This is a genomic window from Salinibacterium amurskyense (genome assembly GCF_002797685.1).
Lineage (GTDB): Bacteria > Actinomycetota > Actinomycetes > Actinomycetales > Microbacteriaceae > Rhodoglobus > Rhodoglobus amurskyensis.
Map to the genome: position 1 here is coordinate 173,888 of NZ_PGFH01000002.1, position 12,787 is coordinate 186,674.

General features: G+C 61.1%; 9 protein-coding genes, 1 tRNA gene and 1 other RNA gene. 9 read left to right on the top strand and 2 right to left on the bottom strand.

Going from position 1 to position 12,787, the window contains the following annotated elements; translation table 11 throughout:
• Nucleotides 1–93 precede the first annotated feature (93 nt).
• The 5 genes from CLV85_RS10010 to CLV85_RS10030 all read left to right on the top strand — a co-directional run bounded on the left by CLV85_RS10010 (nt 94) and on the right by CLV85_RS10030 (nt 6,146).
• Nucleotides 94–738: a phosphatase PAP2 family protein gene (locus tag CLV85_RS10010; RefSeq protein WP_100389491.1), complete on the top strand. Its 645-nt coding sequence runs from the start codon at nt 94–96 to the stop codon at nt 736–738.
• A 59-nt stretch (nt 739–797) separates the two neighbouring features.
• On the top strand, nt 798–2,699 hold the full coding sequence (locus CLV85_RS10015) for a helicase HerA-like domain-containing protein (RefSeq protein WP_100389492.1): 1,902 nt from the start codon (nt 798–800) through the stop codon (nt 2,697–2,699).
• Between the two features lie 273 nt (nt 2,700–2,972).
• Nucleotides 2,973–4,244, top strand: coding sequence for an ABC transporter substrate-binding protein (locus CLV85_RS10020; RefSeq protein ID WP_100389493.1), 1,272 nt, complete (start codon nt 2,973–2,975; stop codon nt 4,242–4,244).
• 73 nt (nt 4,245–4,317) lie between these two features.
• Nucleotides 4,318–5,208: a carbohydrate ABC transporter permease gene (locus tag CLV85_RS10025; RefSeq protein ID WP_100389494.1), complete on the top strand. Its 891-nt coding sequence runs from the start codon at nt 4,318–4,320 to the stop codon at nt 5,206–5,208.
• Nucleotides 5,205–6,146, top strand: a complete 942-nt coding sequence (locus CLV85_RS10030; RefSeq protein ID WP_100389495.1) for a carbohydrate ABC transporter permease — start codon at nt 5,205–5,207, stop codon at nt 6,144–6,146. The genes CLV85_RS10025 and CLV85_RS10030 overlap by 4 nt, the downstream gene beginning before the upstream one ends.
• An 83-nt stretch (nt 6,147–6,229) precedes the next feature.
• Here the strand turns inward: CLV85_RS10030 and CLV85_RS10035 are convergent, their stop codons facing one another.
• Nucleotides 6,230–6,883: a hypothetical protein gene (locus tag CLV85_RS10035; protein WP_100389496.1), complete on the bottom strand. Its 654-nt coding sequence runs from the start codon at nt 6,881–6,883 to the stop codon at nt 6,230–6,232.
• A gap of 49 nt (nt 6,884–6,932) precedes the next feature.
• Nucleotides 6,933–7,017, bottom strand: a tRNA-Ser gene (locus tag CLV85_RS10040).
• Nucleotides 7,018–7,161: 144 nt separating this feature from the next.
• Here CLV85_RS10040 and ffs point away from each other — a divergent pair.
• The 4 genes from ffs (at nt 7,162) to CLV85_RS10060 (ending at nt 12,632) form a co-directional block, all read left to right on the top strand.
• An RNA gene (gene ffs / locus CLV85_RS10045) (signal recognition particle sRNA small type) lies at nt 7,162–7,258 on the top strand.
• Nucleotides 7,259–7,297: 39 nt separating this feature from the next.
• Complete coding sequence (gene pta, locus CLV85_RS10050; protein WP_100389497.1) at nt 7,298–9,406, top strand: phosphate acetyltransferase; 2,109 nt, start codon at nt 7,298–7,300, stop codon at nt 9,404–9,406.
• Nucleotides 9,403–10,524 (top strand): acetate/propionate family kinase, encoded by a 1,122-nt coding sequence (locus tag CLV85_RS10055; protein ID WP_100389498.1) that lies wholly within the window; start codon nt 9,403–9,405, stop codon nt 10,522–10,524. The genes pta and CLV85_RS10055 overlap by 4 nt, the downstream gene beginning before the upstream one ends.
• A 104-nt stretch (nt 10,525–10,628) precedes the next feature.
• Nucleotides 10,629–12,632, top strand: a complete 2,004-nt coding sequence (locus CLV85_RS10060) for an acyltransferase family protein (protein ID WP_157847491.1) — start codon at nt 10,629–10,631, stop codon at nt 12,630–12,632.
• The last annotated feature ends 155 nt before the right edge of the window (nt 12,633–12,787 follow it).

Genomic DNA, 12,787 nt, shown 5'->3' on the forward strand with positions numbered 1-12,787 from the left:
CGCAGTGTCCGGGGACTGGACAAGCAGTGCCCGAGAGCGGCCGACTCTCCGCGTTCTCGGCAGTCGCTGAGGTCGAGCGACTAACGTGATGTTGTGAAAACTGAGATCTCGCAGGCGGAGGCGCGCCGCATCACCACCCGCTGGCCCCTCATTAGCGGGATCGGCGCAGTCGTCTTAGCAGTAACGCTCGGGCTACTCATCGGTACGCGCAGCACGCCGTTCAGCCTCGACCAGCTCGTTCTCGACGACTTTCTCAGCATCCGTGCCGACGTGTTTACCGTGCCAGCGCTCGCCATGAATTTCTTGGGCGGTGGCTGGTTTGGGGTGTTCGTCGTTCCGCTGGGGGGAGCGCTCGCGTTCTTCCTGCTGAAGCGGCGCTGGGCTGCGCTGTACTTCCTACTGGCCTCTGCCGTGAGCGCGGGAGTCGTTCAGCTTCTGAAATCACTCTTTAGTCGAGCGCGCCCCGACGAGATTCTTGTCACCGCAGACTTCGGTTCATTCCCCTCGGGGCATGTAGCAAATGCCGCCACTCTCACGGTGGTGCTCATCCTGTTGCTGCAACGCCGGTGGATCATCATCGTCGGTGTCATATACACAATTCTGATGGTCCTCAGCCGCACCTATCTTGGAGCGCACTGGCTCAGCGACACGATCGGTGGGGTACTGGTGGGCATCGGGGTTGCCGTCATTCTGTGGGCCCCGTTCGCGCGCAAGCTCGAGGCGGAGAAACCTCAGTAGTTCGCGCGCAGTTCGGTGAATCGATGGTCGTGACTGGCGCCACTCCGTAGGCTAGAAGCATGACGGATGCCGCAGCCCAAGTAGAAGCAGCCAAGAAGGCCCTAGCCGAGGCTCAGGCCGCGCTCGCGGCTGCCGAACTCGCTTCGGCAGAAGCCGCGCTTGCCGCCGAGCAGGCAGCCGCTGCCGCAGACTCGGAGGCCGCTGCTGAGTCCGAGCCTGCTGCCGAGACGAGCGCGAACTCCGAGACCACCACGAGCAAGCCGAAAGCCGCTCCGGCATCCGCCCCCACGGGCGCACTAACCGAGACTGGCGACGGCCCGCTGTCCGCCGATGAAGTTGCTGCGGTTCGCGACGGCTACGCCTTTGAGGGCGAGGTGCTTGAGATGGGTGCCCTCGTGAACGGCGATGCGCTCGCCGGTGTGCCCGTACGCATCCCTGTTGCGATGCTCAACCGTCACGGTCTCGTGGCCGGCGCTACGGGTACCGGTAAGACGAAGACTTTGCAGGTGCTCGCCGAGCAGCTTTCCGCTGCGGGAGTTCCGGTGTTTGCGGCCGACATCAAAGGTGACCTTTCGGGCATCGCGACGGCAGGAACCTCGAGTGAGAAACTGCTGGAGCGCACCGACTCGATCGGTCAAGACTGGCAGCCCGCGGCATCCCCCACCGAGTACTTCACGCTGGGCGGGATGGGCACGGGGGTTCCGATTAGGGCCACCGTATCGAGCTTTGGGCCACTGTTGTTGTCGAAGGTGTTAGGGCTCAACGACACTCAAGAATCAAGCCTGGGCCTGATCTTCCACTACGCCGATCAGGCCGGGCTTCCGCTGGTTGACCTGAGCGATCTGCGTGCCGTGGTGCAGTGGCTGCTGAGCGACGAGGGCAAGGCTGAGTTGAAGAACCTCGGTGGGCTTTCGTCGGCGACTGCTGGCGTGATCCTGCGTGAGCTGATCGGGTTCGCCAATGAGGGTGCCGATGATTTCTTCGGTGAGCCTGAGATCGACACCTCGTTGTTCTTGCGCACGAACGCCGGTGGAGCGGGAATCGTGAGCTTGCTCGAAATCCCGGGCGTCAGCGATAAGCCGGCGCTGTTCTCGACGTTCCTCATGTGGTTGCTGGCCGACCTCTTCAATGACCTGCCCGAAGTCGGCGATATCGATAAGCCCAAGCTCGTGTTCTTCTTCGACGAAGCTCACTTGCTGTTCAAGGATGCGTCGAAGGACTTCATTGCCTCGATTACGCAGACGGTGCGCTTGATCCGTTCGAAGGGTGTTGGTGTGGTCTTCGTCACGCAGACTCCCAAGGACGTTCCCAGTGATGTTCTGGCGCAGATCGGTTCACGATTCCAGCACCAGTTGCGAGCCCACACCCCGGATTCGGCTAAGGCTCTCAAGGCGACAGTCTCGACCTATCCCACCTCGGGTTACGACCTCGGCGAAGTGCTGACAACGCTCGCGACCGGTGAAGCGATCATCACGGTGATGAACGAGAAGGGTGCGCCAACGCCAGTGGCGTGGACTCGGCTTCGCGCGCCTCAAGGTTCGATGTCTCCGACCGACGCCGCGGTCATGGAAGCGGCTGTTGCGGCATCCCCGCTCATGGCGACGTACGGCACCGCTGTTGACCGCGAATCGGCCCGAGAGATTCTGGCCGTGAAGATGAACGCGGCGGCAGAAGCGGATGCCGCTGCCGAAGCGGCGGAGGCAGCGGAAGACGCTGCGAAGGAAGCCGAGAAGCTCGCCAAGGCCAAGGCCAAAGAGCAAGCGAAGGTGCAGGCTGAGTACGAACGCGCGCTGAAAGACATGAACAAAAAGTCGTCATCGTCGAGCTCTAGCCGCACCACCACGCGCACCTCGACGCGTAAGGATACGAACGTTTTGGGTGACGTCCTGGGTTCACGAACTGGACAAACTGTCGTTCGTGAAGTGCTGCGCGGAATTTTCTCCACGCTCAAACGGCGCTAACGGGGCGGGCATTCCAGGTGGCCTAGGCGCGAGAGAAACTGCGACGCAGGCCGTTACTTCCCAGTATTCATGGGCTTTTTACGTGCCTCACCTCGGGTAGGGGCATCGGGGACAGCGGCGCTATAGCGTCGCTGTTGCCAAATCGTAACCAACAAATTCTGAAGAAATCTGCTGCGTTCACTTGTCAAACCCAAGGGTGAGGCACTTTACTGATGTACGTCCGATTCACTTCTTGAACGGAACAGCACTCACTTTCCAATGGAGGAACACAGAATGCGTAAGCCACTTTCCATGATCGCAGGGGCGGTGGCCTTAGGCCTCGTTCTTGCAGGCTGCTCGAGCACCCCAAGCTCAGACCCCGACAACGCTGACCAGGTTGAGGTATTCACCTGGTGGGCTTCAGGTTCAGAGAAGGTCGGTCTCGATGCTCTCGTCGGCGTTTTCAACGAGCAGAACCCCGACATCGAGTTCATCAATGCGTCAGTAGCTGGCGGCGCCGGCTCCAACGCCAAGGCAGCTCTTGCGTCACGCCTCGAGTCGAATGACCCGCCGGACACGTTCCAGGCTCACGCCGGAGCAGAACTCACTGACTACATCAACGCCGGTCAGCTGCAGGACCTCAGCTCGTTCTACCAAGAGAACGGCCTCACCGATGTCTTCCCCGAGAGCCTGATCGAGCGCATCACTGTTGATGGCGCCATCTACTCCGTGCCCAGCAACATCCACCGTGCCAACGTCGTCTGGGCCAACACCCAGGTGCTCGAGGATGCCGGAATCGACCCGATGGCCGCTCCCGCTGACATCGACGCTTGGCTCGTTGACCTGAAGAAGCTCAAGGATGCCGGAGTCGAGACTCCTCTCGCGCTCGGTACTGAGTGGACTCAGATGCAGCTCTTCGAAAACGTTCTCATCGCTGACCTTGGCGCTGAGGGCTACTCGGGCCTCTGGACCGGCGACACCTCGTGGGACGACGCTGGCGTAGAGACCGCAATCGGCCACTACGGCGAGCTGCTCGAATACACCAACAGCGACTTCGCCGGCCTCGACTGGGATGCTGCAACGCAGATCGTTCTCGATGGCAACGCTGCGTACAACGTCATGGGTGACTGGGCCGAGTCTGCATTCCAGCAGGCTGGTTGGACCTACGACAACGAGTACACCACCTGGGCAACCCCCGGCACCGACGGAGTCTTCGACTTCCTCGCTGACTCGTTCACTCTCTCGGTAGGCGCTCCTCACGAAGCAGCTGCCATTGACTGGCTGACGACCATCAGCTCGGCTGAAGGCCAGAAGGCATTCAACCTCGCCAAGGGTTCGATCCCGGCTCGCACCGACACGGTTGCCGCTGACTACCCCGCGTACCAGCAGACCGCCATCACCTCCTTCGGTGAAGACACCGTAGTGAGCTCGCTTGCTCACGGCGCAGCAGCCAGCATCGCCTGGTCGGGAGACATCTCCTCGGCTATCGGTAAGTTCGGCGCAGACCGCGATGCAGCCTCGTTGCTCTCCGGCCTCGTTGCCGCAGCTGACAAGGCTCAGGGCTAACTAGCACCACGAGATAACGGTGGGTGGGGGCACGCGCCCCCACCCACTACCGTGCAAACCGAGGAGCTCGCGCGTGAAAAAAGGATACAAAAACTGGGGGCCGCCGCTCCTACTGATTGCCCCGACGATCGTCGTTCTCGGCATCTTTGTGTACGGCCTGATTGGCGCCAACATTTCGGTGTCGCTCAGCAACCGGAACAGCCTGGTTCCGGCAACCGAGTTCGTTGGACTCGATAACTACTTCGCGCTCTTCGCTGAAGAGCGCTTCATCCACTCGCTGCAGAACCTCGGTGTCTTCACCGTCTTCTTCATCGGTGGCACCATGATCTTCGGATTCTTGTGGGCATGGATGCTCGACAAGGGCGTCACCGCAGAGGGCGTCTTCCGCTCGGTGTTCCTGTTCCCCATGGCGATCTCGTTCGTGGCCTCCGGTGTCGTGTGGCGCTGGTTGCTCAACAGCGCTGAGGGTGATCGTGCATCCGGACTCAACCGAGTCTTCGAAAACCTGGGGCTGGACTTTCTCCAGAACTCCTGGTGGAACGAACCCGGTTGGGGCATGGCCGCCATCGCACTGCCCGCCATTTGGCAGCTCGCCGGTTACGTTATGGCACTGTTCCTCTCGGGCTTCCGTGGCATCCCTGAAGAGCTGCGTGAAGCAGCCCGCATGGATGGCGCTACCGAGTGGAAGCTCTACCGCTACGTGATCTTCCCGCAGTTGAGCCCCGTAGCCCTCTCCGCCCTCATCATCGTGGGCCACATGTCGCTCAAGGTCTTCGACCTCATCATGGCGATCACGAAGTCGATCTACCAGACCGAGGTTCCCGCAACCTACCTGTGGGTTGCCTTGACCTCGAACGACTACGCCAAATCAGCCACGATCGCGACCATTCTGTTGCTCTTCGTTGCCGTCGTGATCGTTCCCTACCTGATCTACACCGCTCGCGCAGAGAAGAGGCAAGGATGAGTGTCAGCACTGGACTCGAAAAGAAGCCCGGCTCGACTGAAACCTCACGCACGTCGGGAATGCCGCAACAGTCGTCGATCCGCGTTCGCGCTGGATTGAGTCGCACCGCCAAGTACGTCTTGCTCGTACTGTTCCTGATCATCGTGTTGATGCCCGTGTACGTGCTCATCGTCACGAGCCTCAAGCCGCCGCAGGACGTCAACCCCGCTACCTCGTGGGGGCTGCCGGTTCGCTGGCCATGGGAACCCGCCTTTGAGGGTGGACCCACCGGCTTCGATAACTGGGCACTCGCGTGGAACGCGCTCTCGGCATCCATCGGTCGCACGTTCTTGCTCGCTATTCCCGCCGCACTGATCGCGTCGTTCCTCGGAGCAATGAACGGTTTCGTTCTCGCCCGCTGGCGCTTCCCGTACGCCGATGTCGTGTTCACCTTCATCCTGTTCGGAATGTTCATTCCGTACCAGGCGATCATGACGCCGCTCGTGCAGATGAAGACGAGCCTCGGGTTGCCGAGCGATGTCTCCACCCTGTTGGTCGTGCACGTGATCTACGGTTTGCCGATCTGTACGTTGATTTTCCGCAACTACTACGCCGGCATCCCTCACGAGCTCATGGAAGCTGCTCGCATGGATGGTTCGGGGATGCTGCGCACGTTCCGCAGCATCGTCTTGCCGCTGTCGCTTCCCGGCTTTGTGGTCACGATCATCTGGCAGTTCACGTCGGCCTGGAACGACTTCCTGTTCGCACTGTTCCTCTCGAACCAGAACGAGGGGCCGGTGTCGCTCGCGCTCAACAACCTCGCTCAGGGCGCGCAATTGGCCAACTACGGTGCCGCGATGGCGGGAGCGCTGCTTGCCTCGCTGCCGACCCTCGTCGTGTACATCGTGCTCGGCAAGTACTTCATCGGCGGGCTGATGAGCGGTTCGGTCAAGAGCTAAGTACCCCGTACGGCAGTAAGCCGCGTCATCCTGTTCCGCTTCGGCGGGTGGGGTGGCGCGGCTTTTGTCGTTGGCGCAGGGGGCTAAGCGCCGAGCGAGCGCAGGTACGTTAGCGCGACCATCAAGATCGCCGCGGTGGCTGCAGTAGCGCCAATCGCGACTGCGATAAAGGCGGTCGGATGCCGTTCAAAGAAATACAGCGAGGCAGGGTAATCTTCGCGAACTTCGCCCGTCGACACGGTGCCCGGAATCCGCGTAGTGGGCACGGAGAACGCGGCGGCAACCTGATCGAAGTGTTCGGGAGACCAGTACTGGCCGCGCATCCGGAGCAGGCGGCGATCGTCGGCTCCCATGACGGCGAGCGTGGGCCGCGACTCTAGGCCGTCGCTCGTATAGACCTCGGCAAGAAGCATGTATTTGGCATCCGCTTTCGCGAAGTGCACGGTGCGGCCGAAGAAACCGCGTTCGCTGACGATGGGGGCGTCGGGGGAGAACCAGATGCCAATGCGAAAGTAGGCGATGATCGCGCCGACCGCCACAAGGATGGCCACGATCTGGGTGATCACGACCGCAAGCCAAGGCCCATCGGGGAGAACGATGATGTAGAGCACGCCGAAAACGGGCCCGAGGAACGCGAGACCCGCAATAACTCCGCGGTGAAACAGGCTACGCGGCGGGGTAATGCGCTGACGAGGATCGCGCGCTGAAAGATCGTAGGGGGTGCTGTTCCGTGACAACGGCAGTCCCTTTCGTCAGTTCGCGCCGTGCGACATCAGCCTTCAAATGCGGAGAATGGGGGATTCGAACCCCCGAGGGCTTGCACCCAACACGCTTTCCAAGCGTGCGCCATAGGCCACTAGGCGAATTCTCCTGGCAAGTTGAACACGCGTTAGCGCAAACAACCTCAAGTGATCATAACGGGGTCGGGGGTTCAGCGGTAATCGGCGCGGCAATCGCTGTGAATTAGGCCAGTGACGAGGGCGCGCAACAGCGTTCTAATTTTGGGTAGACTGGAGGTGGCTCCTCGCGTGGCGCCATCCAGGCCAACTCCCCCAGGACGGAAACGTAGCAAGGGTAACCGGGCTCTGGCGGGTGCGCGAGGGGTCTTTTCTTTTGTGCTGATCAGCATGTTCGACGCGTAGGCTGAAGCTGTGACGCGGAACATTTACATCACTTCCATCGAGGGTCACGCTGGCAAGTCCACGATCGCCCTCGGTCTGCTCGACACGCTCAGCCGTGAAGCAAAACGGTTGGGGGTGTTCCGTCCGGTTGCTCGCACCAGTGATGAGCGCGACTACGTCTTAGAGATGTTGCTGGGTCACGAAGCCGTCAACCTCAGCTATGACGACGCCGTTGGTGTTGGCTACGACGATGTTCACGCTGATCCCGATCTCGCGCTCAGCCGCATCATCGAACGTTTCAAGGCCGTCGAGGCGCAGTGCGATGTTGTTGTCATTGTTGGCTCTGACTACACGGATGTCGGCAGCCCCACTGAGCTGTCGTACAACGCGCGCGTCGCCGCGAACCTCGGTGCGCCGGTGCTCCTAGTCTTGGGCGGTCAGTCGGAGGATGGCGAGAGCCGCAGCCCCGCCGACATGGCTCAGGTCTATTCGATCGCTCATCAAGAGTTGGATGCCGCTCACGCCCAATTGGTCGGCGTTGTAGTTAATAGGTCAGACCCCGATCATCTCGACGACATCATCGGGGGAGTGAGCGCTGCGGTCGGCGACGATACTCCGGTCTGGGCTATCCCCGAAGACCCCTTCCTTATTGCTCCGAGCCTTGGCTCGCTATTGGCCGCTGTCGATGGCGAATTGCTGCGCGGTGACGCTGACCTGCTGCAGCGTGAAGCACTCGGCGTCGTTGTGGCCGGCATGACGATGGAGAACGTGCTGCTGCGTCTCATCGAGGGCTCGGTCGTGGTGGTCGCCGGCGACCGCTCGGATGTGTTGCTCGCGACACTGATGGCCCACGCCTCCGAGACGTTCCCGTCACTGGCGGGCATCATCCTGAACGGTGGTTTCGACCTGTTGCCGCAGATCGAGCGCCTCATGGACGGTTTGGATGTGGCGCTGCCGGTCATCCGCACCTCCTTCGGCACGTATGACACGGCCCGCATCATCACGAAGACCCGAGGTCGTTTGGCTGCGGAGTCGCCGCGAAAGTTCGACACTGCGCTCGCGCTCTTTGAACAGCACGTGGATGCCGCCGAGCTCATGCGCCGCCTCGACTTGCATCCGCCCACGGTCGTGACGCCGCTCATGTTTGAGTACGGCCTGCTTGATCGTGCCCGCCAACGCCCGCAGCACATTGTGTTGCCCGAGGGCAGCGACGACCGCATCCTTCGCGCCTCGAGCACGCTGCTGCGTCGAGGCGTGGCCAAGCTCACGATTCTCGGGGACGAGGGCGAAGTGCGGGGGCGTGCGGCTGAGCTCGGTCTCGATATCTCGGGCGCGAGCATCCTGAGCCCCTTTGATGAAGAACTACGCGACCGTTTCGCTACCGAATACGTGAAGCTGCGAGCCCACAAGGGAATGACGATGGATGTCGCCCGCGAGACCGTGACCGATGTGTCGTATTTCGGCACGATGATGGTGCATTTGGGCCTCGCCGACGGCATGGTGTCGGGCGCTGCGCACACCACGGCGCATACGATTCGCCCCAGCTTCGAGATCATCAAGACGAAGCCCGATGTGTCGATCGTGTCGAGCGTGTTCCTTATGTGTCTCGAAGACCGCGTGCTGGTTTACGGCGACTGTGCTGTGAACCCCGACCCGGATGCCGCCCAGCTCGCCGACATCGCAATATCGTCCGCCGCCACGGCAGCCCAATTCGGAATCGACCAGCGCATCGCGATGCTCTCGTACTCCACCGGAACCTCGGGCAGCGGCGCGGATGTCGACAAGGTACGCGCTGCGACCGCTCTGGTGAGCGAACGTCGCCCCGACCTCGCAGTCGACGGCCCCATCCAATACGACGCCGCCGTGGACGCCGCGGTCGGCAAGTCAAAGATGCCCGATTCTGAAGTGGCTGGCCGCGCCACGGTCTTCGTGTTCCCCGATCTCAACACCGGAAACAACACGTACAAGGCTGTGCAGCGCAGTGCGGGCGCCGTCGCAATCGGGCCTGTGCTTCAGGGCCTGCGCAAGCCCATCAACGACCTCTCGCGAGGAGCGCTCGTGCAAGACATCGTGAACACCGTGGCGATCACCGCTATCCAGGCACAGGCCGTCGCGGCTGAGAAGCAGGAGCAAGCATGACCACCGTCTTCGTCGTGAACTCTGGTTCGTCATCCATCAAGTGGGAGCTGCTGGATGCCGAGTCCGGTTCCGTCTACAGCGGCGGCATCGTGGAACGCATCGGGGAACCCGGCGGAGGCGCAGCGGACCACGACGACGGCATGCGTCAAATTTTGGCGGAGCTGGGGGACGAGCATCCGGCCGTAGTCGGCCACCGTGTAGTTCACGGGGGAGCGGAATTCACCGCCGCAACCGTCATTACTGACGAGATCGAGGATCGTCTCGAGGAGATTTCGGTGCTGGCGCCGCTGCACAACCCGGCCAACCTCAAAGGCATTCGAGCTGCGCGCGCCACGTTCGCCACGGTGCCTCACGTCGCGATTTTCGATACCGCGTTCCACGGCACGTTGCCGGCCAAGGCGTACACCTACGCGATCGACACCGAGCTGGCTCGCACGCACGGCATCCGACGTTACGGCTTTCACGGCACCTCGTACCGCTACGTCGCGGAACGGGCCGCTGCCGTTCTGGGCAAGGATCTCGCTGATCTCAAGCTGATCGTGTTCCACCTCGGTAACGGTGCTTCGGTCTGTGCCATCGACGGCGGGCGCAGTGTCGAAACGTCAATGGGAATGACCCCGTTGGAAGGCCTCGTGATGGGCACGCGTTCGGGCGATATCGACCCCGGCGCACTCTTTCACTTGGGCCGCTCGGGCATGGATCTCCCCGGGCTCGACCACCTTCTCAATCGCGAAAGCGGCCTGCTCGGCATGACCGGCACGGGCGATATGCGTGACGTGCAATCGAAGGCGGATGCTGGCGACGAGCGTGCGCAGGCGGCGCTCGCGGTCTACTACCACCGGCTTCGTCACTACCTCGGGGCGTACCTCGTGGCGCTGGGTGGAGCAGACGCAATCGTCTTCACCGCCGGCGTCGGCGAGAACAATGCGAACACTCGCTTGGCCACCGTCGAAGGGCTTGAGTCGTTCGGCATCGTGATGGATGCCGCAGCCAACTCTGAAGCGCGACGAGACGAACGTGTGGTGTCGGCATCCGCTTCACCCGTGAAGGTTCTCGTGATCCCCACCAATGAAGAACTACAGATAGCACGAGAATCGGTCGAAGCTGTAGCGCTGTAGCGAGGCGTCGGCTGGGGCTTGCAGAGCATCGCTCGGTCTAGCTGCATCGTGTTCAACTGATAGTCTGCCGTCGGTCCGGGCAGTCCGGTCGTGTCAGGGGAACCGTGTCGAAAGTTCAGAACAGTAAGGCGCCAACGCGTCTCGCTTCATGGTTCCGCGGAGATATCAACGGGCTCAGAGTTCTGGCAATCGTTCCTGTTGTAGCGTTCCATGCGGGTTTCCCCGGCTTTGGTGGCGGGTTCATCGGCGTTGACGTCTTTTACGTGATATCCGGATTCCTGATCACTACAAACTTGCTGCGCGAAGTTGAAAATACCGGCCGGATCAACATTGGGCAGTTTTGGGCCAAACGTGTGCGCCGGCTTGTGCCTGCTTCCGTGCTCATGGTGCTCGTGACGCTACCTCTAGCGGCCTGGCTCCTTTCACCACTTCAATGGGCCGATCTGGGGCGAGCCGCCGCAAGCAGCCTGCTGTACGTGTCTAACTTTCTGTTCTCTCAACAAGCGACAGACTATTTCACGGTCGACCTCGGCGATCCGAGCCCCTTCCTTCACACGTGGTCTCTTGGTGTCGAAGAACAGTTCTATGTCCTCTGGCCGCTATTGGTGATTGTCGCTGCCGTTATCGCCCATCGCCAGGGGGTTGCGATCCGCAGAGTGCTGTTCATCGCTTTCTCCGCCACAATTCTGCTCTCATTCGTACTCGCGCTCATCTGGACTCAGGCGGCACCATCGGCCGCTTTCTATCTTCTGCCCGCACGGGCGTGGGAATTCGCAGCGGCAGGCCTGCTTGCGCTGCTTCCCGGCCGCTATCTCGGCGCGAGAATGCTCCGCTCCCTGATGACCGTGATCGGTGCGGCCGTTTTGTTGGCGACCGTCGTCTTGCTCCCTGAAACCACGCCGTTTCCCGGCTTCGCAGCGCTTCTTCCCGTCGTGGCGACGATGCTGATCATTCTCGGCGGCCGTCGCGCAGATGACGAGGTTCCTGCTTTGCCGGCGCGTGTGCTCGCGGTCGCACCGATGCAGTGGGTCGGCAACTTGTCGTACTCTTGGTACCTCTGGCACTGGCCATTCATAGTGCTAGCAGGGGTGGCGTTCGAGTCAGAACGCCTTCGAGTCACCGTAGGAGCTGCCGCTGCGTCCTTCGTGGCGGCTGCCATCACCTACTACTTGGTTGAGAACCCCATTCGCTTCAACCCGGCACTCGTCCGTTCTCTTCGGCGCACCTTCATCTCAGCCGCAGCCGTAACCGTCGTCGGGCTCCTTTTAGCCGGTGGCGCCGTGGTGCAGGGAAACCTTGCGGTTCAGGAATACCAGCTGATCGAGCAAGCTCGGGCTGATAAACCTGCACCGGAGTGCGACCGAGAAACCACTGTCGTAAGCGGCGTCAATCTCTGTGAGATGGGCGACGTGGATAGCCCGGTGACCGTTGTGCTGGTGGGCGATTCTCATGCGGGGCAATGGAAAGATGCCTTAGCTGAAGCAGCGAAACAAGAGAATATTCGGCTGGTTGTTCGGTGGCTCACCGCCTGCGCGGCGATTGGTGTGGATACTTTGGACTCTAAGGGTAAGTTCACTGAAGGGTGCCAAGGTTTCGTCCAAGACACCGAAAACATCATCGAGGAAATCGAACCTGATGCAGTTCTCATCTCCCAAGCTGAGGCCTACGACGGGCGAATCGTTGAACCCGACGGGGGAGCCCTTGTGTTGTCCGAACAACTCGACCTGTGGCGTGCTTCCTACGACAACACGATCACTCTTTTTGAGACACTGGGTGCTCGGGTGGGCGTGATTCAAGACAACCCGCGCGTCGGCTACGATCCCAGTACCTGCCTAGTGCGCTCAGGCGGAGACGCTGAGGGCTGTGCGTCGCCCAGAGACGAGGCTCTGGAAATGACCGCCGTGCTTCAGACAGTGGCGAAAGAAGCCATCGCTGGTCATGATCTTGCGGTGTTCTACACGACTAATGACACGCTGTGCGACGAGGAAGTGTGCAAGGTGATGGATGGTGATGTGCCCGTCTACCGCGACTACAACCATCTCTCGCGGCAGTGGACCATGACTCAAGTTCCCTCGCTTCGAAATATGCTCGTCGAGCTTGTTGGCTAGCTATTTCGTAGCACGAGGGTCAGTTGAAGCTGTAACCCGATAGACCAATTTTGTTGTCCCCCGTTGTGGACTCTTGTTATGCCGTGGCGTGAGCTTTTATTATGGATTCGAGACCGAATTCGGGCGGCCTCAGCGTTGGGCTCACCACCCTGCGA

Coding starts and splice junctions, on each gene's coding strand:
- CLV85_RS10030 (WP_100389495.1), top strand. CDS start 5,205: ATGAGTGTCAGCACTGGACTCGAAAAGAAGCCCGGCTCGACTGAAACC.
- CLV85_RS10020 (WP_100389493.1), top strand. CDS start 2,973: ATGCGTAAGCCACTTTCCATGATCGCAGGGGCGGTGGCCTTAGGCCTC.
- CLV85_RS10015 (WP_100389492.1), top strand. CDS start 798: ATGACGGATGCCGCAGCCCAAGTAGAAGCAGCCAAGAAGGCCCTAGCC.
- CLV85_RS10055 (WP_100389498.1), top strand. CDS start 9,403: ATGACCACCGTCTTCGTCGTGAACTCTGGTTCGTCATCCATCAAGTGG.